The 23,238-nt window shown below is 41.5% G+C and carries 16 protein-coding genes and 1 pseudogene; all 17 read right to left on the reverse strand.

Annotated elements, in window-relative coordinates; genetic code table 11:
- Positions 1-70 precede the first annotated feature (70 nt).
- Positions 71-514 carry a transposase gene (locus L0951_RS10095; RefSeq protein ID WP_234111109.1) on the reverse strand — a complete coding sequence of 148 codons (444 nt, stop codon included), beginning with the start codon at positions 512-514 and terminating at the stop codon, positions 71-73.
- A 708-nt stretch (positions 515-1,222) separates the two neighbouring features.
- A complete protein-coding gene (locus L0951_RS10100) occupies positions 1,223-3,295 on the reverse strand; it encodes a heavy metal translocating P-type ATPase (protein WP_234111110.1) in 2,073 nt (690 codons plus the stop codon).
- 159 nt (positions 3,296-3,454) lie between these two features.
- Positions 3,455-4,177: a ZIP family metal transporter gene (locus tag L0951_RS10105; protein ID WP_234111111.1), complete on the reverse strand. Its 723-nt coding sequence runs from the start codon at positions 4,175-4,177 to the stop codon at positions 3,455-3,457.
- Between the two features lie 87 nt (positions 4,178-4,264).
- Complete coding sequence (locus L0951_RS10110) at positions 4,265-5,461, reverse strand: efflux RND transporter periplasmic adaptor subunit (RefSeq protein ID WP_234111113.1); 1,197 nt, start codon at positions 5,459-5,461, stop codon at positions 4,265-4,267.
- A 23-nt stretch (positions 5,462-5,484) separates the two neighbouring features.
- A complete protein-coding gene (locus tag L0951_RS10115) occupies positions 5,485-9,882 on the reverse strand; it encodes a CusA/CzcA family heavy metal efflux RND transporter (RefSeq protein ID WP_234111115.1) in 4,398 nt (1,465 codons plus the stop codon).
- An 89-nt stretch (positions 9,883-9,971) separates the two neighbouring features.
- On the reverse strand, positions 9,972-10,292 hold the full coding sequence (locus L0951_RS10120) for a DUF6660 family protein (RefSeq protein WP_234111117.1): 321 nt from the start codon (positions 10,290-10,292) through the stop codon (positions 9,972-9,974).
- Between the two features lie 200 nt (positions 10,293-10,492).
- A complete protein-coding gene (locus L0951_RS10125) occupies positions 10,493-13,069 on the reverse strand; it encodes a multicopper oxidase domain-containing protein (RefSeq protein WP_234111144.1) in 2,577 nt (858 codons plus the stop codon).
- 195 nt (positions 13,070-13,264) lie between these two features.
- Positions 13,265-13,408 (reverse strand): annotated as a pseudogene (locus L0951_RS13715) (heavy metal-binding domain-containing protein); the annotation flags it as partial.
- A gap of 7 nt (positions 13,409-13,415) precedes the next feature.
- Positions 13,416-15,542 carry a heavy metal translocating P-type ATPase gene (locus L0951_RS10135; protein WP_234111118.1) on the reverse strand — a complete coding sequence of 709 codons (2,127 nt, stop codon included), beginning with the start codon at positions 15,540-15,542 and terminating at the stop codon, positions 13,416-13,418.
- Between the two features lie 37 nt (positions 15,543-15,579).
- Positions 15,580-16,143 (reverse strand): DUF305 domain-containing protein, encoded by a 564-nt coding sequence (locus L0951_RS10140; protein ID WP_228438156.1) that lies wholly within the window; start codon positions 16,141-16,143, stop codon positions 15,580-15,582.
- Positions 16,144-16,181: 38 nt separating this feature from the next.
- Positions 16,182-16,391: a GDCCVxC domain-containing (seleno)protein gene (locus L0951_RS10145; protein WP_115172502.1), complete on the reverse strand. Its 210-nt coding sequence runs from the start codon at positions 16,389-16,391 to the stop codon at positions 16,182-16,184.
- Between the two features lie 45 nt (positions 16,392-16,436).
- Positions 16,437-17,036: a mercuric transport protein MerTP gene (gene merTP / locus L0951_RS10150; protein ID WP_122026931.1), complete on the reverse strand. Its 600-nt coding sequence runs from the start codon at positions 17,034-17,036 to the stop codon at positions 16,437-16,439.
- Positions 17,037-17,087: 51 nt separating this feature from the next.
- Entirely contained in the window at positions 17,088-17,546 is a 459-nt protein-coding gene (locus L0951_RS10155; protein ID WP_234111120.1) for a heme-binding domain-containing protein, read from the reverse strand.
- Position 17,547: 1 nt separating this feature from the next.
- Entirely contained in the window at positions 17,548-18,753 is a 1,206-nt protein-coding gene (locus L0951_RS10160) for an efflux RND transporter periplasmic adaptor subunit (RefSeq protein WP_234111122.1), read from the reverse strand.
- Between the two features lie 11 nt (positions 18,754-18,764).
- On the reverse strand, positions 18,765-20,015 hold the full coding sequence (locus L0951_RS10165) for an efflux RND transporter periplasmic adaptor subunit (protein ID WP_234111124.1): 1,251 nt from the start codon (positions 20,013-20,015) through the stop codon (positions 18,765-18,767).
- The gene (locus L0951_RS10170) at positions 20,012-21,259 is read right to left on the reverse strand and encodes a TolC family protein (protein ID WP_234111125.1); all 1,248 of its coding nucleotides are present in this window, start codon (positions 21,257-21,259) and stop codon (positions 20,012-20,014) included. The genes L0951_RS10165 and L0951_RS10170 overlap by 4 nt, the downstream gene beginning before the upstream one ends.
- A gap of 18 nt (positions 21,260-21,277) precedes the next feature.
- Entirely contained in the window at positions 21,278-23,236 is a 1,959-nt protein-coding gene (locus L0951_RS10175; protein WP_234111126.1) for an efflux RND transporter permease subunit, read from the reverse strand.
- Positions 23,237-23,238 lie beyond the last annotated feature (2 nt).

Here is a 23,238-nt window from a genome sequence, read left to right on the forward strand (position 1 = left end):
CTAGAAAATCTCATTTGTACTGTTGATAAAAAAAATGAGGCATAAAGTTTATTTGTTGGATCGCACAAAGTCAGGAGACTTTGCCAGCGGGAATTCCATCCACAAATACCTGTCTCAAACTCACCAAGCCTTCCTCTGCCAAAAGCAAAACTACTTGCGAGAAAATATCCTTGAAGGCTGCTTCCAGCTTATTGCTCCGAAATCGGTTCACGGTATTGTGGTCCACGATGCTCATGTTGGAAAGCCACATAAAATTGATGTTTTCCCGAAGGGCTTTTTCTATTTTTCGAGACGAATATATATTGTTCATATACGCAAAAACCATCACTTTGAGCATCATCACGGGATGATAACTGGGATTTCCTTCTTTGCTGTAGGCTTTGAGAAGTGGGTCAATATTCACTTTCTCCAAAATATCATTCACGATCCGGACAGGGTGGTTTTCGGGAATCAATTCCTCAAAACTATAAGGAAACAGCACCAGCTGATTTTGATTATAATGCTTGAAATTCATAAACAACTATCTGATTATCAAGCATAAAGATACAAAAATCCTAAATAATAACCAAAAAAAATCCGCCTCAGTTGTGAGACGGATTCCATCAAAATTTGTAGACCCACAGGGAGTAATTATTTAAACCAATAAAGCAATGTAAGTCATCATTTTACTGACAGTAAGCAAGTTAGATAATTTTATAAAAGCATAAGGCATCGTAAAAACCATTAAACAATCCCCGATTTAGTCCCTGATTTTAGAAGTAGGGACTAAAAATACCCGCATCAAAATCTACACAACATTAATTATTAACGTACTGCCAACAGCCTGCGGAATTTCCTCTATAAATGTCAGTTTAGAAAATACGGAAAAAATTGATGCTGATTTTTTAGCTAAGTGACCAACGAGCAGTAGATCTGAAATTCACTAGTTGAATTTGGGTAATTTTAGTATAAAAGCGACCTCGATTTAATGGTGACTTATTCAGACCATCGAAGAATATCTGGTACGCGGTCGTCATTGCGGTATGTGCGTCGGCACATAGGAATATTGCTGTGCGCGGTGGCGAAAGTGAATAATGCTGCTATATCATTCAGCGGAGAAACAGTATTTTATTTGACGATTTATGTGATCAACTATTAGATTTTTGCACCATTTTTCTGCGTCTATACGCAACACTTAATTTTTTACCCAGAAAGAAAAAAAACGGACCGAAGCCCGCTTTGTTTAAAATTTCATTTTCTGAATCCTTACCGCATTTAGTATGGCAAGCAATGCTACGCCCACATCTGCAAAGACTGCTTCCCACATCGTGGCTAACCCCCCTGCTCCTAATACCAAGACCACTGCTTTTACTCCAAAGGCCAACGCGATGTTCTGCCAAACAATTTTTTTTGTTTGCTTGCCAATATTAATGGCCATTGGGATTTTTGAAGGTTTGTCGTCCTGAATTACCACATCAGCGGTTTCAATGGTGGCATCACTCCCAAGGCCACCCATCGCTATGCCAACATCACTTAAAGCTACAACCGGAGCATCGTTGACACCGTCGCCAACAAATGCAACCGTTTCATTCCGTGCTTTTATTTCTTTGACTTTATTCACTTTATCTTCCGGCAATAAATCGCCAAAAGCATTAGGTATGCCCAGTTTTCCTGCTACAGCTTTGACTACCGTTGCTTTATCACCGCTCAACATGGTAACTTTTACTCCTAAACTTTGAAGTTTCTGTACAGTTTCGGCAGCGTCTTCTTTGATGCTATCCGCAATGGTAAGGTATCCCGCAAATTTTCCTTCATAAGCAATGGCAATCAATGTTTCTACAATATCGTTTGGATTTACATCATATTGGATATTGAATTTATCCATCAGTTTAAAGTTTCCTACGAGCAACTCTTTTCCCTGATACGATCCCTTCAGGCCATGTCCAGCTATTTCTTCTACATCTTCCAGCACCAGATTGTGGTCGGGTTCTCCCAGATGATCATGAATGGCGGTGGCTACAGGATGGGTGGAGGCATTTTCCATCACATTTACGAGTTTCAGGATGAGCTCTTTATCAAATTCCGACTTGATGTTAACGGTCTGTACTTTAAAAACGCCTACCGTCATGGTTCCCGTTTTGTCCATCACTACATTTTTAACGTCTGCGATAACGTCGAGGAAATTGCTCCCTTTAAATAAAATTCCGTTCCGGCTTGCTGCACCAATGCCGCCAAAGTAACCGAGCGGAATGCTGATGACCAATGCGCATGGGCAGGAGATCACCAGAAAAATCAGGGCGCGGTATAACCAATCCCTAAAAATATATGTATCTACAAAGAAGTAAGGCAAGAGGCAGATTGCCACGGCAAGGAATACTACAATGGGCGTATAGATCCTTGCAAATTTTCTGATAAACAATTCTGTGGGTGCTTTCTGTGCGGTAGCATTCTGCACCATCTCCAAAATTTTAGAGAGTTTCGAATCACTGTAGAGCGTATTGACCTTTATCTGTGCCACGGTGTTCAGGTTGATCATTCCTGCGAGAACAATATCGTTTTTCTGTTTTGTATCCGGTTTGCTTTCACCGGTAAGTGCCGAAGTATTGAACGAAGCACTGTCTGAAATCAAAATTCCATCCAGGGCCAGTTTTTCTCCCGGTTTCAGCTGAATAACCGAATCCAGTGCAACTTCCGCCGCTTTTACCGTTTGTGGGCGGTTATCCACCAAGATGGTCACTTCATCGGGACGCTGATCGAGAAGTTTTGCTATGTTTCCTTTTGCGCGCTGAACGGCTAAAGTCTGGAAAACTTCGCCTACTGAATAGAAGAGCATTACAGCTACCCCTTCAGGATATTCACCAATTGCAAAGGCACCTATTGTGGCAATAGACATTAGAAAAAACTCCGAAAACACATCTCCCTTCCTGATACTTTCAAACGCTTCTTTAAGAACCGGTAAACCTACCGGAAGATATGCCGCTGCATACCAACCAACCCGCAACCAATCATTGAACCAAGATTGAGGGATCAAATAATCGATTCCCAATCCTGCCATTAGAATCACGAATGAAATAATAGCCGGCAGAAACATTTGGAACGTTGTTTTTCCTTCTCCCGAATGGTCGTGCCCATCATCATCCGAGTGATCTTTAGCAGCGGGATTAACTTTTGAATCTACTGCGCAACAGTCTTTGTCAGCAAACTGCTTTCTGAGGCGCCGATCTGCGACGTTATTAATTTTCTCTTCTTCGGTACAGCAAATCTGCTTGCCGTATTTGTCATAGGTATGCTTGTGATGTGGATCTTTATTTATCATTTTTATAAGTAATTAAATTTTAATATTCTTGATTATTTTCAAAGTGAGATTTAGTAAAATGTTATTCTTTAGTATAATCTTTCATGATTACTGTAAATTATTTTTCTAATCCCCCTCTTATAGCTGGATTATACTCCTGTAAACAGGAGTGTTTTTTGGTTACGCTATCATTCCTATTATTAAAAAGATTAGAAAACCAAAGAAAAACATACTTGTCTGTACCAAGGTTTCCTTTTCTTCATGTGCTTCAGTAAGGAGTTCCTCTGTAACCAAGAAAAGCAGTGCAGCCAATCCAAAAGACAGTACCAGCTCTGACCATTCCTGTGACAGACCTTTTAGCAATGTGATACCCAAAAATGCACCAGCTAAAAACAATGTGCCAAGAACTGACAAAATCAACATGTTTTTTTGTTTTGTTAAATTAAAGTCAGCACAAGCCAAAACTACTGCTAATCCCAGAGAAAAAATTTCGAGAGCCAAAGCGATGGAAAGCAGAATTCCTTCGGTGCTTCCAGCCGCAAAACCAACGCCGAGAAGCACGCCATCTATTAGTAAATCGATGGCCAATGCCACCAGAAGTCCCATCGGCAAAGAATTTTTTACTGCCGATTTTTCAGCGTTTTTTTGAAATTTTTCTGAAAAATATTTTACAGCCAACATCGTCGCGATGCCCAGTCCGAAACCAATTCCCACTTCAATAGGCCTGTGATTTTTAATAATATCCGGCAGAAGTTCCACTGCAACAACTGAAAAAACCACTCCGCCCGCAAAATGCAACACAGAACTCCGAAAACCCGCGTTTGGTTTTTTAAATAATCCGGTAATCCCGCCCAATAAAATGGAAACAACTGGAATTAAGGCGTATAAATAAATTGAAATCATAAAAATATTTTGATGCTAGTTTTGGCAACTTTTTATGGAAACAAATGGTTTGTAAATAGGTTTTAAGGTTTTAAAATTATCCCAAGATTACTCCTCTTCCTCCATATTATTCATTTTAGAAAGCAGGTCATATGCCCCTTTTAAAACTACTTTATCGGATTCATTAAATTTTGCAGGCAAAGTAACCGCAGTAAAACCATTTTCGCTTACACCGGTTTGCACTTCTACCTTCCTAAAGATATATTGTTTTTCTTTTTCCTTCCCATCTTTATCTTTAGTTTTTTCTAAAGTTTTTTCTAAAATAAAAATAAAATTCTTACCTCCGGAACCTACAATTGCCGCATCTGGCAATGCTGGTGTTTCCACAGATCCAAGTTCTATGATAGCATTTACAAACATTCCCGGCAACAGATTTTGAGATACATTCTGAATTCTTGCCAAAACATCTACAGTTCTGTCTCCGTGTATATCTTTCCCTATCAGATAAACTTTAGCAGTTTTTTCCTCGGCGTCACCAGTAGCCTGAAATCGAATAATTTGACCAACTTTTATTTTTGCAACATCTTTTTCAAAAACCTGCACTTTTACCATCATATTACCTGTATTTGCAATATCTACGACAACCTCATTAGTTCCAACATATTTTCCAATATTGGTATATACTTTTGTTACGTATCCGCTTTGTGGTGCATAAATGTTGGCGCGCGAAGATATGTTACCTCTTGCAACAGAAGCAGGATTGATGTTCGCAACCTGAAGTCTTGCCCGTAATCCGGCAACTCGTGCAGACATACTATTATACTCACTTTGCGCCCGCTGTAAAGATTTTCTGGCTGCAATATTTTCTTTTACCAGTTCTTTTTGGCGTGTAAGATCCTGTCTTAAATAAGACATCTGACTATTGCTTTCCATGTAATCCTGCTGTATCTGTAGAAATTCAGGATTTTCTATCGTTGCCACCACGGTTCCTTTTCCAATATATTTTCCTTCGATTACGTTCATGGATTTTACATGACCTCCAAAAGAAGAGGTGATACTGGTCAGATTTTGCGGTGGAACTTCAATAGCTCCAGAGGCTTTGATATAATTGGAAAGATTAGTATTGGTTATATTTCCCAATTCCATTCCCACACTTTTGTACTGCGCTTCACTAAATTCTACGCTGTTTGCATCGTGCGGAACTTCTACATTTGCCGTGACTGCTGTTTCTTCCTTTTTATCGGAATTACAGGCTGACAACATAAAACTTAAGACGATGATATATAAATATTTTGATTTACTCATGATTTTGGAACTTTAATTATTTATTATAAACCAGAAATTAATTCCAGTTCGATGGCTGTTTGATTATATTGATTTAAACTTTCGATGTATTGTTTTTGGACTTCCACGGCGTTGTTTATGGATTGACTAACCTGGTAATAATCCATTTCTCCAACCTCAAAGGCACGCTGTGATTTTGTAATAAGCAACTTTGCCTGTGGCAATGCTGTTTCCCTATAAAAATTGATCTGGATTTGCAACCGTTTTAGGTCCGAAAGCAGTGTAGAACCCCGTTGAGAAAGACTGAAAGAAAATGCATCTACTTTTGCTTCCTGTATTTGCTGGTTAATTTCTGCGGCTTTGATTTTTGCTTTTTGCGCTTTTGCAAAAATGGGTATGCTAATTCCCAATTCTACACCCTGAAATCTTTTTCCTACTCCGTAAAACTTCGAAACTCCATTTTTCTCGAAATTACCTACCAACGATTGGTTAAAATAACCGACGCTAAAATCGGGTAGTAACCTGCTTTTTTCAACTCTGATTTCTTCTTTAGCGACTTCTATCTGGCTTTTCAAAGCAAGCAAGTCTGGATTATTATTAAACATGCTACTCTCTGGTGATAAATCTAAAAATTTTTCATTGAGCATTGTGTCTGCGATATCTTCAATGGTTTGATTTCCGGTATACCGTTTCAATTGCTCCAGATGAATTTTTATATATTCTTCCGTCTGCAATTTTTGAGAAATCGCTTCCTGCAATCTGGTATTGGCATTGTATTTTTCTAAAATATTTGTTTCACCAGTCTGAAATCTTATGTCGGCAGCACGAAGTATTTTCTCATAAAGCGCGATTAATTCCTCATTTAATGTTCTTTGTTCTTTTCTGTAGAGTAAACTATAATAAATACTTTTTACCTGATAAGTGATCTGATTTTTATAAATTCCTGCCTGCATTTTGGATGCGTTTATGTTGGCATCTGCTAGTTCAGTAAGTCTTTTCAAATAAATCGGATTTGGAATATTTTGGCTTATGGTAATATTATTATCATAAGCAATAAGACTGTTATATTGACCAAAAGTGAGATTGATATTTGTTTTGCCATAATCTCTCACAGAACCTTTTAGCACAGACTGATATTCTTCTCCCAATCTTGCAACCCTTGTGTTTGGATTGGATTCCAGGGAAGCAGAAATTGCTGAATTCAAATCTATCGTCCCTAAAGATGAAGATGAATTTGTCGTAATTTGACCTTTAACTCCATTATTAAAACCTGAGAGTAAAAACAAAAGAATAATCGTTGCTGATCCTGCAATTTTTGTATTTTTCAACTTACGTCGGGAAGGTTTTATATTCTCCACATAAGAGTAAAGTACCGGCAAAAGTACAAGTGTAAGAAATGTTGCGGTGAACAAACCACCTATAACAACTGTTGCTAATGGTTTTTGTACTTCTCCTCCTGCTCCGGTTGCCAATGCCATAGGTAAAAATCCTAATGATGCAACGGTAGCAGTCATTAAAACCGGTCTTAATCTTATAGCAGTACCTGCGAGAATTCTTTGCTTAATATCTTTCATTCCTTGTTTTTTAAGTTGATTAAGCTCTGTTATTAATACGATTCCATTTAAAACAGCCACACCGAACAGAGCAATAAAGCCTACACCAGCCGAAATACTAAAAGGTAAACCTCTTAACCAAAGGGCAAATATTCCACCTATGGCAGACATCGGGATTGCGGTGAAAATTAGTAGTGAGTATTTTAAGGAACCAAACGCAAAATAGAGCAGCAAAAGAATTAATCCCAATGCAACCGGTACGGCTATAGACAGTCTTTTGTTGGCTTCTTCCAAATTTTTAAATTGGCCACCATAAGTTATAAAATAGCCTGTCGGCATTTTTACTTTTTCGTCAATTTTTGCCTGAACGTCTTTTACTACAGAGGCAATATCTCTACCCCGAACATTAAAGCCAACAATAATTCTTCTTTTGGCATCTTCACGCTGTATTTGGTTAGGTGCCAATTGATAACTTACTTCTGCAACCTGCTCCAACGGAACCTGGTTTCCATTACTGGCAGTAACAAAGAGCCTTTTTACATCTTCAATACTTTGGCGTTCTCCTTGTTCTAACCGAACTACCAGATCAAAACGTTTTTCTCCTTCGAATACCGTTCCGGCAACACCACCAGCAAATGCAGTGTTAATAGCGTTATTTATTTCTTCAACATTTAACCCATATCGCGCGATATTATCCCGGTTCAATTTGATTGAAATTTGCGGTAGACCACTCACCTGTTCAACATACAAATCTTCTGCACCATCTACTGAAGGAATTAATGCACCTATTTTTTTTGCTAAATCTGAAAGCGTTTCTAAATCATCACCAAATATTTTGATACCCACATCCTGTCTAACTCCAGAAATTAATTCGTTGGTACGAAGTTGTATAGGTTGAGAAAAACCGAAAGTAACGCCTGGAACCTGTTCTAAAGTTTTCTGCATTTTCTCCGCCAATTCCTCTCGTGTATCTGCACTTGTCCAATCTTTTTTAGGTTTCAATAAGATCGTAATATCTGTAGCCTCTATAGGCATTGGATCTGTAGGAATCTCGGATGCACCAATCTTGCCTACGACTTCCTTCACTTCCGGGTAAGTTTTCATTAATAAACTAGATGCTTGCTCTATTTTTTCAACTGTCTGATCCAGAGAACTTCCTACCAATAATCTTGTCTCAACAGCAAAATCTCCTTCCTCAAGTGTTGGCAGAAATTCACCACCGAGAGAGTTGAAAATAACTGCTGACAAACCAAGCAGCGCAACTGCAACAATCAAAACGGTTTTTTTAAATCGCAGTGCACCATTAATCAACGGATCATAAACGCGCTGAAATTTTTCCATCATTTTATCAGAAAAGTTCTTTTTATGGGTAATATTTTTACTCAATAGAAGTGAACTGATCATCGGCACATAAGTAAGCGAAAGAATTAATGCCCCAAATATTGCAAAGGAAACCGTTTGTGCCATCGGGCGAAACATTTTACCTTCAATTCCTACTAAAGCCAATATTGGCAAATAGACAATTAAAATAATCAGTTGACCAAAAGCAGCCGAGTTCATCATTTTTTTTGCAGAACCGGAAACCTGCATATCCATTTCTGCTTGCGAAATTTTTCCTGCTTTTTGCCGGGCTAAACGGTGCATGGTTGCTTCCACGATAATTACAGCACCGTCTACGATTAGTCCAAAATCAATCGCCCCAAGACTCATTAAGTTTCCAGATACGCCAAAAACTTTCATTAATGCGACGGCAAATAGCATTGCTAATGGAATTACAGAAGCCACAATTAATCCGGAGCGAATGTTCCCAAGAAAAAGTACTAATACCAATATTACAATTAATGCTCCTTCTATTAAGTTTTTTTGAACCGTACTCATGGCTCTGTCTACAAATTCACTTCTGTCCAGAAAAGGTTCTATCTCTACACCGTCAGGTAAAGTTTTCCGTATTTGGTCTATTTTATCTTTTACTCGTCCAACTACTTCAGAAGCATTATTATCTTTCAATAGCAATACAATTCCACCAACTGCTTCTTTATCATTTCTGGTAAGTGCACCGTAGCGTGTAGCGGTGCCAAACTGAACTTTTGCAACATCCCTAATTGTAATAGGTAGGCCATTCTCCGAATTTTTAACTACGATCCTTTCGATATCTGCAAGACTAGTGATCAAGCCCTCACTCCTAATAAAATAGGCATTGGGTTTTTTATCAATATATGAACCGCCGGTATTCTGATTGTTTTTTTCCAGTGCTGTGAAAATATCAGAAATAGATAAATTGTAACTTCTAAGTTGATTAATGTTTAAAGCAATTTCATATTGTTTCAAAAGACCTCCAAAACTATTTACTTCTGCAATTCCCGGCGTACCCAAAAGTTGTTTTCTAATAATCCAATCTTGTATTGTTCGTAGTTTGGTAGCATCATATTTATCCTCAAAGCCGGGTTTGGCATGTACGGTATATTGATAAATTTCACCTAAACCAGTAGAGACAGGCGCCATTTCAGGATTCCCAAGACCGGCTGGAATGGAACTTTTGGCTTCAGGAAGCCGTTCAGATACTTGTTGGCGAGCCCAGTAAATATCTATGTCGTCATGAAAAATAATGGTGACAACAGATAAACCAAAGCGGGAAATAGACCGCACTTCCTGAATTTCAGGTATAGTAGACATTGTTTGTTCAATAGGATAAGAAATAAACTGTTCTATTTCCTGTGTTGCCAGAGATGGGCTTAATGTTATTACCTGAACCTGATTATTTGTAATATCTGGTACGGCATCTATAGGAAGGGTTCGAAGGGACATGACGCCCCAAATAATGAGCGCAATAGTGAAAATTCCGATCACCAATTTATTATTGATGGAGAATTCAATGATTTTATTTAGCATTGATAAAGAAAATTAGATTAAAGTAAAATTTAGATAATAAAAAGTACGCGTTCGCAGAAAAGCAAAACCGTAAATTTTATTTAATAATACTAACCTAATTGCGGAGGTTGCCAGATATTGACAACATGTAGAATCGCGTAACTGTAATTCTTTTCAGGAAGAGTGTCTTTAATTAAAAGAGTAATCTTTTCAGGGAGTAATTCTTTGATCTGTGCTATAGTCATTGACATCCCCGCACAGTGGCAAACGCAGAAAGGCGTACAAAGATCAGCATGCTGATCCTGACCTTGCTCTAAATGAACGTTTTCTGCCAAACAAACTTTTTCGCCTAAACCTTTCGCAGCATCGCTGCATGGTACCATCGTGAGTACCATGAAGAATAAGGAAAGAAAAAAGGAAAAAATTTTCACGGTGCTAATTTAATAAAAATATATTTAATTGAACTTATGTCTTAGCTTATATTACTGCAATGATTCCTCAGGTTGTAGGCTGGTATTGTTTGCCTCATGAGAATCTGTGGTTCCGGCGGTCGTTATACGCTGTAAAAAAGAGTGCAACCGGTCTTTATTTGGCAGCTGCACACTTTAAAATTGACACACTAAAAACTCCTTTAATAGTTCAGTGTAATCCCTGCACCCCAGCTCATATCGCTGTCGTAGTGGGTTGAGATTCCGATATTTTTTGTGACGATATATTTAAGACCTGCCATATATTCTTTGTCGGTATTGACCATGAATGCCCCGCGCAAACGCGCAGTCAACGGAATGTCTTCACGTTTCAGCTGGAACCTTACAATTCCGTCTGTAAATATTTCTGCCTGCAGGTCCACCAACATCGGGAGTTTATACATGATACCAGCGCTGAAAGTTTTTCTTTCATCTTTAGTAGATGCCTGTCCAAAAAGGGTTTTTTCAATATTATTCCTGTCAATCTTTCTATAATGATAGTTAAATCCGATAAATGGTTTCAGCCACTGCATACGGTCCACATACCTGCCGAGTTGGGTTTCCACCTCGTAGCCGTGATGGGGATTGTAACCTAAACGCCATTCTGTTCCCAATTCCCAGCGGGCATTTGAAATTCTCGCCATCCCGTCGTTACCATTGGTGGCGAAATCGTTTTCGGCCATCAGGTGCCACATGTTACTTTCGCGCTGAAGCTTTTTGTAAGCTGAAGCTTTATCGGGCAGCAAAGGATTCTGATAATCACCAACAGCAAAAACACGGTTCATCCCCGCCATCATGTGATAGAGGATGTGACAGTGGAAAAACCAGTCCCCATCCGTTTTAGCTTCAAATTCGATGACATTAGTTTCCATCGGCATAATATCCAACACATTTTTGAGGGGTGCCTGAAGGCCATTTTTGTTGAGTACCCGAAAATCAAAACCGTGCAGGTGCATCGGGTGACGCATCATTGAGTTATTGAAAAGGGTAATGCGGAGAATTTCGCCTTTTTTTACCAATATTTTGTCCGATTCTGCCAGGACTCTATCGTCCATGCTCCAAACGTAGCGGTTCATGTTTCCCGTAAGGGTAAACTTGAGCTCGCGCACGGGACTGTCTTTCGGAAGCGAAGTGTCATAAGGCGACTTCATCATTCCGTAATTCAATGTGGTAATCCCGGAAGCAGGCATCTGATGCTGTGAGTGATCCATTTGCGCATCGTTGTTGTCCATCTTGTCCATCGGCATTGCTGCATTATTTTCAGCACTAATTTCGGGGTACATCACCTGATTCATATCCATGGTCTGGTAACTCATCTCCATGCCCATATCTTTCATGTCACCGTTCATCTTCATCATGTCGTTCATCATCTTCATTCCTTCAAAATATTTGAGTTTGGGTAATGGATCATGTGATTTCGTAATTCCTTCTCCAATAAACACTGACGCAGATTTTGTGCGGTCTTCGGGTGTAACAAGTAGTTCGTATGAAGTGTTTTTTTCAGGAATTTCCACGACGATATCCACTGTTTCGGAAACCGCCAGGATCAGGCGATCCACTTCGACCGGTTCAATGTCTAATCCGTCACTTGCCACTACTTTTATTTTTCCTCCGGCATAATTAAGCCAGAAATAGGAGGAAGCACCGCCGTTGGCGATTTGAAGCCGAACTTTATCACCGGCTTTATACCCGGCTAGCTTGCTTTCTACTTTACCGTTAATCAGGAATGCATCATAATACACATCGCTCACGTCCATGGCCAGCATCCGCTTCCACTCGTTGGTGAGTTTTGTTTTAAAGTGGCCTTCTTTAATGGCTTCGGCATAACTTTGAGTACTGCCTTTTTTAATAGCGAACCAGTCGTTAGCGTTGTGAAGCATCCGCTGAACATTATTGGGGTTCAGGTTTGTCCATTCGCTAAGAATAAGATGCTCTGTGGGCAAATCATCAATCCCCGGTCGGAACGTAGGATCTTCGGGACGTTTTTTCAGAATCATCATCCCATACATTCCAATCTGCTCCTGCAGGCCAGTGTGTGAGTGATACCAGTGGGTTCCGTTTTGGATGATGGGAAACGAATACGTGTAGGTTGAATGTGGTGGAATGGGTTTCTGGGTGAGCCACGGAACGCCATCTTCTTTATTTGGCAGGTGAAGACCGTGCCAGTGCAGAGAAGTTTCTTCATCCATTAAATTATGGACAATCACTTCCGCCGTATCGCCCTCATAAAACTCCAGCTTTGGCATCGGAATCTGCCCGTTTACGGCAATGGCGCGTTTCTGTTTTCCCGCGAAATTTACCAGGGTGTCTTTCACATAAAGATGATAGGTCACTTTGCGTCCGCCCTTTAGGTGTTTTTCAGGCATGGGCATGACCATTTTGTGTTCGCCATGCATCTGCATGTTTCCGTGTGCAGAATGATCTTCCTTCTTTCCTTTTTGAGGGACCAGATTCATACCGCACTTGGGACACTTTCCCGGATTGTCCGATATCACTTCGGGATGCATCGGACAGGTGTAACCTTTTTGCGCCGCTTCATGCTGATGCGGATCTGAAGTTTGAGGTTCCGGGGTTTTGCCGGTACCCTGATGCTGGCCGCTTTCCTTTTGAGGAACCAGATTCATACCGCACTTGGGACACTTTCCGGGTTTATCCGAAACCACCTCGGGATGCATCGGACAGGTGTACATCTTTTGCGCTGCTTCATGCTGATGCGGAGCAGTTGTTGAATGTTCCGGCATTTTGATGCTCGCTGGGTCTTTCGGTACTGCTTTAGTCTTTGGCATCACCGGTTTTTTAACTTCCGCTTTTGACTTTGTTTTTGCAGGGGTCACGTCAGGTTTCTGAATCGTAGTTTTTTTAACTGCGGTGGCCTTTTTAGGAGCGGGCGCGGATTTGGCCGCCGTTTTTTTCTCAGTAACGGATTTTTTCACCAGGGTCATACCGCAAATGGGGCAGTTACCGGGTGCTGATTTCATGACCTGCGGATGCATCGGGCAGGTGTACACGGTTTTGGTGCTTTGTGAATAACTGTTTATGGACATTGCCATAAATAGAAAGAGCGAAAATATATATTTCATCTTGTGATTATTTAATTTTTAACAAACTTGCGTTCAATGCGACCACGATGGTACTTACGCTCATCAGCACTGCGCCCATCGCGGGGCTCAGAACGAATGAAGGATAGAGAACCCCTGCAGCCAATGGAATTGCCACGACGTTGTAACCGACGGCCCAAACCAGGTTCTGAATCATTTTGCTGTAGGTTTTCTTACCAAAATCAATCATTTTTACGACATCCCGCGGATCGCTGTTCACCAGAATAATGTCTGCTGTTTCAGCAGCAACATCAGTTCCGCTGCCAACTGCAATGCCAACATCTGCTGCTGCCAAAGCCGGTGCATCATTTACGCCGTCACCTGTCATCGCAACGATTTCCCCTTTATCCTGAAATTCTTTTACTTTTTCCTGTTTGTGGTGCGGAAGTACATTTGCCAAATATCCGTCCATTCCTAACTGCTTTGACACCGCCGCCGCTACCTTTTCGTTATCACCTGTAAGCAGGAATGATTTAATGTTCATGCTTCGAAGTTGGTCAATAGCTTCTTTTGCGCCTTCGCGAATGGTATCTGCTAAAGAAACAATACCCACGGGCACGTCATCAATCAAAATAAAGTTCACTGTTTCTGCATCCTGGTTGATTTCTTCCGGAATGGCAGGTACCTGTTTATTGTTTTGAACAAAATAATTAGGACCAGCCGCGACAACCGATTTACCGTTTACGATTCCTGTCACTCCAATTCCCTGCATGTAGCGGAAATTGTCTGACTTCCATAGCTCCAGTTTTTTCTCGGAAAGGGTCTGCATGATTCCTTTTGCAATGTGATGTTCGGAGTTCTGCTGCACTGCTGCTGCATACTGGAGTAAATCGTTTTCCGAATAGTGTTCCGTTAGAGGAATGATTTTCTGCACAGTGTGGGAACCTTTCGTAAGGGTGCCGGTTTTATCGAAAATAATGGTCGATAATTTTCTGGTGGTTTCAAAAGCCGTGCGGTTTCTGATGAGTAAACCATTTGTCGCTGAAAGTGTAGTGGAAATGGCCACCACCAGAGGGATTGCCACTCCTAAAGCATGAGGGCAGGCCGTTACCATTACCGTTACCATCCGTTCCAGAGCAAAAGCCAAATCTCCCATGGTGATGTACCAGTAAGCGAAAGTTCCTACTCCCACCACAATTGCTACTATAGTAAGCCATTTGGCTACTTTATCCGCCAGATTCTGAGTGTTCGACTTTGCTGCCTGCGCATCCTGAACCAAATTAATGACCTTATTGAGGTACGAATCCTTTCCAACCCCTGTTGCTTTTATCTTTAAAGCCCCGTCTCCATTGATAGACCCTGCGATAACCTTTCCACCGGACTCTTTTCTTACAGGAACACTTTCTCCGGTCAGCATGCTTTCATTTAAATAGGAACTGCCCTCGACAATCAGACCGTCAGCGGCGACTTTTTCGCCCGGTCTTATGATTACGGTATCTCCGTTTTTCAGCTGTTCCAGTTTTATTTTAACCGGACTTCCGTTATGCTCGACGGTTACGTCATTTGGTAGTAAGGCAACTAGAGATTGCAACGCTTTTGAAGCTGCCATCTGTGAACGCATTTCGAGCCAATGACCCAGAAGCATGATGACAATTAGGGTGGCGAGCTCCCAAAAGAAATCCATGCCCGGCAGCCCGAATACGACGGCAACGGAATAGACATAAGCTACGGTAATCGCCAAAGCAACGAGCGTCATCATCCCAATAGCTCCGGCTTTCACTTCGCCCAAAAACCCTTTGAAAAAAGGCATTCCACCGTAGAAATAAATAATACTTCCCAAAACCAACAGCACGTATTTATCGCCTTGAAAAGCTATGGTGAAACCAAGCCACTGCTGAATCATGTGGGAAAGCAGCAGCACCGGGACAGAAAGTACCAGTGTAATCCAGAATCTTTTTAGAAAATCCGGAGTATGATGACCTGCATGTTTGTCAAATCCCGCCGCTGAACTATCAGATTCTGAGTGATGATCATGATTCTGATGATGATGGCTGTGTTCGTCTTTTTCAGGTCGGGCGGTTCCTCCCAAGGGAATTAAGTTCATTCCGCAAAGTGGACATTTCCCCGGTTCGTCCTTCAATATCTGGGGATGCATGGGACAGGTGTATTTTTTCATAATTCAATTTTTTTGCGTTAAATTCTGCTATTTGAGATTACTTCCGGGTTTGAAGTTCCTTAATTTTCGCCCTCATGACGGCAATTTCTTCCTCCTGTGCTTTGATAATTTCCTCGCCCAACTTTCTCACTTCCGGATCGACCAGATTACTTTCTTCGACCATAAGAATAGCCCCTGCATGGTGTGGAATCATGGACTTTAGGAACTGGACATCTCCCACGGCTGTCTGCTGCCGAATGCCAGACCAAAACAGCACCATCGCCAACACACCGACACCCATCAGTACCTTGTTGAGTTTTTTATTGGGATACATCTTTGCCATTAACAGCAGTTCGATGATCAACATAGGAGAAGCCATTAGTCCGGCCATATAAAACTGATTGATATTGGGAATCACATTGGATAACCGATCAACCATCGCATACATTAATATAAACATGGATACGAAGGAAATGAGAAGCATCCAAAACAACTTTTTGTATGCCCCGCTGTGATCCATTTGTTCACTTTCTTTTTTTGAATCCATATTCTGTGTAGAATGAGTTTTCCCCGAGGCACTATGGTCCGGAGAAACTTTGTGGCTGTGCGTTGATTTGTCCATTAAAATGGTTTTTGTTATTTAGTTAAACGTAAGGACTTTTAGCAACATTTCTTGTCCTGCTGAACTGGGGGACAAGGCACTGTTCCGTAACTGCAATACACACAGCAATCGCCCTGTTTTGGTGTTAAAACGGTCTTACATTTTTCGCATTCGTAGAAATACTGGCAAGAATCTGTAGGCATTGTTTCCTCTTTCCTATGTCCGCAATTGGGGCAAGTGATGATCGACTGTAATTTGACTGTATTCATCTGTTTAATAATTTATTATGGTTTTTCACGACCAATGGTTTTCAATTAATATTCTTTTTTGTCGGTTACTAAATATCCCGTAGCATTTATGGCGTTTTCGATTTCATCAATGTTTGTTTTTGAATCATCAAATTTCACAACTGCATTTTTGTTTTCGTACGAAGCGTCTGAACTTATAATTCCCGTCAGTTTATTTACTTCGCTATTGACATGTTCACCACAGCTTGCGCAGGTCATTCCACTAATTGTAAATTCTATTTCCCGGATATTAGATTGATCTACTATTATAATTTGCTTTTCTGTTGTTGGATAAAAAATTCCTGAATAGTATGGGAAGGCAAGCATCACGACAGCGAAAAGGGTTATAATCCCCAAAAACATTTTGGACTGCGTGAACGGTATTTTCTCATCTTTCTCACAGCTACAGTCTAATTGTTTTTTAGGTTTTAATTTAAGATACCAGGCAAAACCAAGAACAAAAATTGTTAACCCGATTAAATAAGGCCGTAAAGGTTCGAGCCAGGAAAAAGTTGTAGCTAGGCCGCTTGTTCCTGCAATGAAGGCTAATAATGGTGTAATGCAACATAATGAGGCGGTGAAGGCAGCCAGCAGACCTGCGCTGATTAATTTTTTGTTTGTTTTCATATCGTTCTTTTAAGATTTTATTTTCATTTTTGACGATTTTCATTTCATGTTTTAAAGTTCAAGTTCTGACTGAAAAAACTGCAAAAGGACTTTTTTCTTATTTGGTGTTAAACCTGCATCAGGATGAAGTAAAAGATAGGATTTTAAAGGCATTTCCTCTTTCTCAATCTGACCGATGATGCTTTTTATTTTCGCTTTCTTCCGTCTTTTTGAATAGTCATTGAACTCATCCAAATTGAGTTCTTCTTTGCCTTCTTTAATATGCTGAGCCATAAAATATGCTCCCGGCTGCAATTCCGAATACCAGGGATAGCGGGTATTATTGGAATGACAGTCGTAACAGGAAACTTTAAGGATTGCAGCCACGTTGGCGGGCACCTTTTCGGTTTTTTCAAAACTTTGACCTGGCGGAACGGTGGAGACATTACGCTCCACCGGTATGACCTGAATGACTAAAACAATAGCCACCACTATCACCGACAGCCAGCCTATCATATTCAATTTTCTCATATTACATGGTGCTCATATCGTGACCCGCCATGGGATCAACTCCTTTCTTGAATATGTATTCACTGTTCAGCAGGTAAGCCCCGGAAACCACCACTTCGTCTCCCGCTTTAATTCCGGAGGTGATTTCTATTCTGTCTTCATATTCCAGACCCGTTTCCACCATTCTGTTTACGAAGGTATTCTTCGCGGTTTTCACCCAGACCGTGGAGGATTTACCATCCCTGATTACTGCATCCACAGGCATTGAAAGGCCATCGCGGGATTTGTTTTCCACCAGAACATATACCGGCATGCCGGGTTTCAGCAGATTTCCTTTGTTGGGCACGGAAATGCGAACCAGATTTATCCTGCTGGAGGCGCTTATTTCAGGGTTTGTAAAATCAACCTTCCCATTAATCTTCAAATTATCCAGATCGGGAATATATACGGTGACCTTGCTGTCTTTCTGAAGGAGAGTCATTTGGGAAGAATAGACCTGCGCCTCTGCCCACAGCGATGAAAGATCTGCCAGATTCACGATGGTGCCACCTTCTGCAAGATAATCGCCTTCGGCAATGCTCAGATCGGTGATGTAACCGGCTGCATTGCTGAACACAGTAGTGGTTGGCGTGGCTTTTCCTGATCTTTCCAGCTGTTTGATCTGGCCTTCGGACATTCCCCATAAATAAAGCTTGTTGCGGGAACTTTGGAGCAACTGATCAAAATCAATGGAAGTATTACCGACGAACAGCTTGCGTCTTTCTAATGCCAGCAAATATTCCTGCTTTGCATTATTGAGTTCTTCACTGTAAATATCGACCAACGGCGCCCCCTTCGGAACAAAATCGCCAATGTTTTTATAATACAACCGTTCAACTCTACCCATTACTCTGGAACTTACTGCCTGCATTTGGTACTGATTAAAATTGAGTGTTCCAGTCAGGGTAAGTTTGTCGGCCATAGACCCATCAGATAGCGCGACTGTTTTGATATTCCCAAGTTTAACCTGCTCGTCATTCAAGATAATTTCGTTAGGATCAGCATTCTTTTTCTTCTCGACAGGCACCAAATCCATGTGACAAATGGGGCATTTTCCGGGTTTATCGGAGACTACCTGCGGGTGCATGGAACAGGTGTAGTAGATATCGTGGCCGGCATGCGGATCTTCCTCCTTTTTACAGGAGTAAAGGAAAACCAGCAAGGCCAGCATTAAAATATTAAATTTCATCTTATCAATTTTTATCTGTTAATTTTTATGAAACTTTCGCTGTCCATCAGGTACTGTGCATTTTCGGCAACTCCATCTTCAGGAAGCAAACCACTGACGATCTGAATTTTATCGCCTACCACCGCGCCGGTAACAACCTTGTGGGCAATAAAACCGCCTTCAACTTTTTTGAACGCAATTTTATCAATCCCCAAAGAAACCACCGCTGATTTCGGCAGCCAATCTGCCATTCTGTTGTGGCTCATAATCTCCGCTTTAACCTGACTTCCGACAGGAATTTTTGCGGTGGAATTATCAAAATAGACGCGCGCCGTTACGGTTTTGCTGCCCTGCCTGAAAAACGGTTCAATAAAACCGATGGTTCCTTTGAAGCGATTTTCAGGATTGGCTTCCGGGATGATCATGACTGACTGTCCTTTGCTGACCAGTGCAATGTCTTCAGAGAAAATATTGATCAGGGCCCAGGTTCTGTTGGGATTGTAGACACTGAAAATATTCTGTCCTTTCTGGAGATACATTCCCTCTTTTAGGGGTAGTTCAGCGGTGGCTGCCGTATTTGAAGCCATTGCGGGTGCAGATTGTGGTGATGACCCCATGCTTCCGGCCGATCCTGCCTGCTGAATGTGTCCGCTGTAATTGCTGAAAACCGGAACTGTGAGATCAGGTTTCCCTCGCTGGATGACTTTCTGAATCTGTGAAGCCGGCATTCCCAAAAGAAGGAGTTTCTGGCGTGAAGCATCGATCATTGTTTTGTTTGAGCGGTCATTTTTAATAACGAAGAGCAGGTTTTGCTGTGCGGTTAAAAGTTCCGGGCTGTATATATCTAAAATACGCTGCCCTTTCGACACTTTCTGGTATTTATACCGCACATAGAGTTTCTCGATACGGCCCGCAACGCGTGAGGAAATACTGCCAATCTGTCGAGTATCGTATTCTACCGTCCCTAAAGCATCAACCGTGGTGGGTATGTTTTCTCTTTTTACTTTTATTACGGGCTGTTCCGACACTACAAATTCATTGGTTGGTTTCAACAGATCGTCGAGTTTAATCCCCTCTTCCTTTTTTTCAGGGGCATCTTTCAGGACCAAATCCATCCCACATTTGGGACATTTGCCGGGTTTGTCTGAAATCACTTCCGGGTGCATCGGACAGGTATAAGTATGCATTGCAGCTTCTGCCGAGTGCTTATCTTCCCAGAACTTAACTTTGTCACACGCCGTCAAACCAAATAAAAGCATAGTGAATATTATAATTTTTCTCATCTTCTTTCAATTAAGCGGTCAATTTCAGTTTGCGTCTGCAGTGCTTTGGTAAGGATCTCGAAATATTCCAGTTGGGCCATATTCAGCTGTTCCCATGCGTCATATAACATGAAGAGTTCTTCCGTATTCTGCTCATAGCCCAACTGCATGGATTTGTAGTTGTTTTTTAAGGCCGGAATAATGGTGTCTTCATAGAGTTTCAGCTGATTTTTATTCAGATCCAGTTCATTGCGCATTCCGTAGGCCATTCCGCTGTATTCGTTCACCATCATTTCTTTCTGTGCCTGCAAGGCTTCTTCTTTCAGTTTCAGGCTTTCAATATTGGCTTTATTCATGCCTGAAGCCCAGGATACGAAAGGCAGTTTTGCCATCAGCATCAGAGAAAACTGCATGGGCTGGCCACCAAAACCAAACATGTTTTCGAACTTTACGCCAAATTCCGGCTTTAGATTCTGCTTTTCCAGATCCTGTTTGAGTTTGGCAATATTAATTTCCCGGTCGATGCCACGCAAGTCACTTCTGTTCTGCTCAAAAAGATCCTGACCAAAGGTCTCCAGGGAATAATCGTTTAAGTTGTACTCAGGCAGGATTTCCAGCGGTGACAGGGCGTCTCTTCCCATGAGGGCATTCAACCGGATGCGGTTGACGCGCAGGTCATTCTCATACATGAGCTGCATGTTTTTTGAACTTCCGAGGGCCGCTTTGGCTTTGTAATAGGCGGATATTTTGGAAAGTCCGTTTTTGTACCGGATCTCGGCGTTTTTAATCATAAAGTCGAGCATCTTTTCGTTTTCCTTAACGACCTTCAGCTTTTTATCCAGGACAATGGAACTGTAATACAGTTTTTTTGCATCCTGAAAGTTTTCATTGAGGGCGGCATAAAGTTTTTCCTTTTCTACAGCAGACATTGCCTTCATCAGATTTTCGTTGGCGTTGAGTTTCTTTCTGTTGGGCAACATCTGTTCTACCGAAACTGCTACTGAGCCCATGCCGAGCATATCGCCGTCGCGCTGCCAGAGTTTTGCATTATAGGGCGTCATGAAGAAACCTGCTCCTACGGTTGGAGGCATCCAGCTTCTTGCTCCTTTTGCGGCAGCATCCATTGACCGGATTTCGGCATTGTACATTTTAACCACCGGATGGTTGGCTGCGATACTGTCCATTACTGCGGGCAGCGACATTTGCTGAGCATCAATGGTAGTGTAAAGGAAGGCCAGTACTGCTGTTATTATTAATTTTTTCATTTTGTAATCATTTAAGGATTAATGGGCAGCGTCGAGGACGTCAATTTTCCCTAGTTTGTTCAGTTCCCATTCCTTCTGCATATAAAAGATAATTGGTGTTACCAAAAGGATGTGAATGGCCGAAGTGAAAACACCACCAACCATCGGCAATACGATTGGTTTCATCATATCACTTCCCACGCCGTGACTCCACAGGATGGGAACGAGTCCGAAAAGGGTAACACACACTGTCATAATTTTAGGTCTTAATCTTTTTGCTGCTCCATTGATGACGTACTCCCGAAGTTCTTCATTGGTAATGGTCTCCCGTGAGTTGCCATTCTTCGTGGTAAGCTGAATCATGGCATCGTTCAGGTAGATAACCATCACGATTCCGGTTTCTACCGCAAGTCCGAACAACGCAATAAAACCAACTGCTACGGCTACGGAAAGGTTCACCCCCCAAATCGAAATCATAAAGACACCCCCGATTAGGGCAAAAGGAATACTGATGAGATTAAAGAAAGCTTCGCGGTAAGAATTGAACGCAAAATACATCGAAAGGAAAATCACTATTAATACGAGGGGCATAATCATTTTTAAAGTCTGCTCGCCCCGAATCAGGTTTTCGTACTGACCGCTCCATTCCACGAAATAACCTTTTGGCATTTTGTTCACCATGTTATTGAGTTTTGCCTGGGCTTCTTTTACGGTACTGCCTAAATCCCGGTCGCGTACGTTGAATAGAACAGTTCCACGCAACATTGCATTTTCAGAATTGATCATTGGTGGTCCTTCTGTAAGACGAATGTCAGCCACTGCACTTAGCGGAATGGAACCAAATTCCATCGTCTGCATGGGCAATCTTCTCAGAGATTCCAAATTATTTCTGAAATCCTGGCCGTATCTGGCATTTACCGAAAAGCGCTGTCGGCCTTCCACTGTGGTGGTGAGTTTCATTCCGCCGAGCGCACTTTCCACGACGGCATTTACATCATCCACACTTAGCCCGTATCTTCCTATTTCTTCGCGTTTCACTTGAATGTCCACATATTTTCCGCCGGTGATGGGTTCTACATACATGTCTTTTATTCCTTCAATACCGGTGAGTTCCTTTTTTATTTTTTCGGAAAGGACCGCGATACTATCCAGATTCTGTCCATACACCTTCACTCCAACGTCAGTTCTAATCCCTGTTGAAAGCATGTTGATCCTGTTGGAAATCGGCATAGTCCAGCCATTAGTTACGCCCGGAATCTGCAGTTTGGCATTCAGCTCATCGATCAGATTTTCTTTTGTTTTGCCCTCGCGCCATTCGCTTTGCGGTTTCAACAAAATAATGGTTTCAATCATGGAGATGGGTGAATTATCTGTCGCCGTGTTGGCTCTTCCGGCTTTTCCGAGGACATGATCCACTTCCGGAATTCCTTTAATGATTTTATCCTGTACTTGCAGTAATCTTTTGGCTTCAGAGTTTGAAATATCGGGCAGTGTAACCGGCATAAAGAGCAGGGATCCTTCATCCAAAGGCGGCATAAATTCACGTCCAAGGTTCATAATCATTGGAATACTGATGAGCAGGGCCAAAATGTTAATGCCCAGCGTCGTTTTTTTCCATTTCATGCACCATCTTATCAGCGGTTCGTAAATCCGTTCCAAGCCCCTGTTTATTGGGTTTTTATTATCGTCTTTAAATTTTCCCTTCATGAAAAATGAGATGAGTACCGGCGCAAGGGTAAGCACCAGGATTGCATCGACGATCAGTATGAAGGTTTTAGTGTATGCCAGCGGGTGAAAAAGTTTCCCTTCCTGACCTGTCAACATAAATACGGGGAGAAAAGAAACCACGATAATCACCGTAGAAAAAAATACGCCTCTGGATACCTGTAAGGATGATTTTTCGATAATCTTCATCCGAATATCTTCGGGAATTTTAACGTAACTGTCTTTCTCCTTCTCTTTCTTTCTGAATATATTTTTAAACCAGTTGGTCTTCATTG

The sequence above is a fragment of the Chryseobacterium sp. R2A-55 genome (assembly GCF_021401085.1).
Lineage (GTDB): Bacteria > Bacteroidota > Bacteroidia > Flavobacteriales > Weeksellaceae > Kaistella.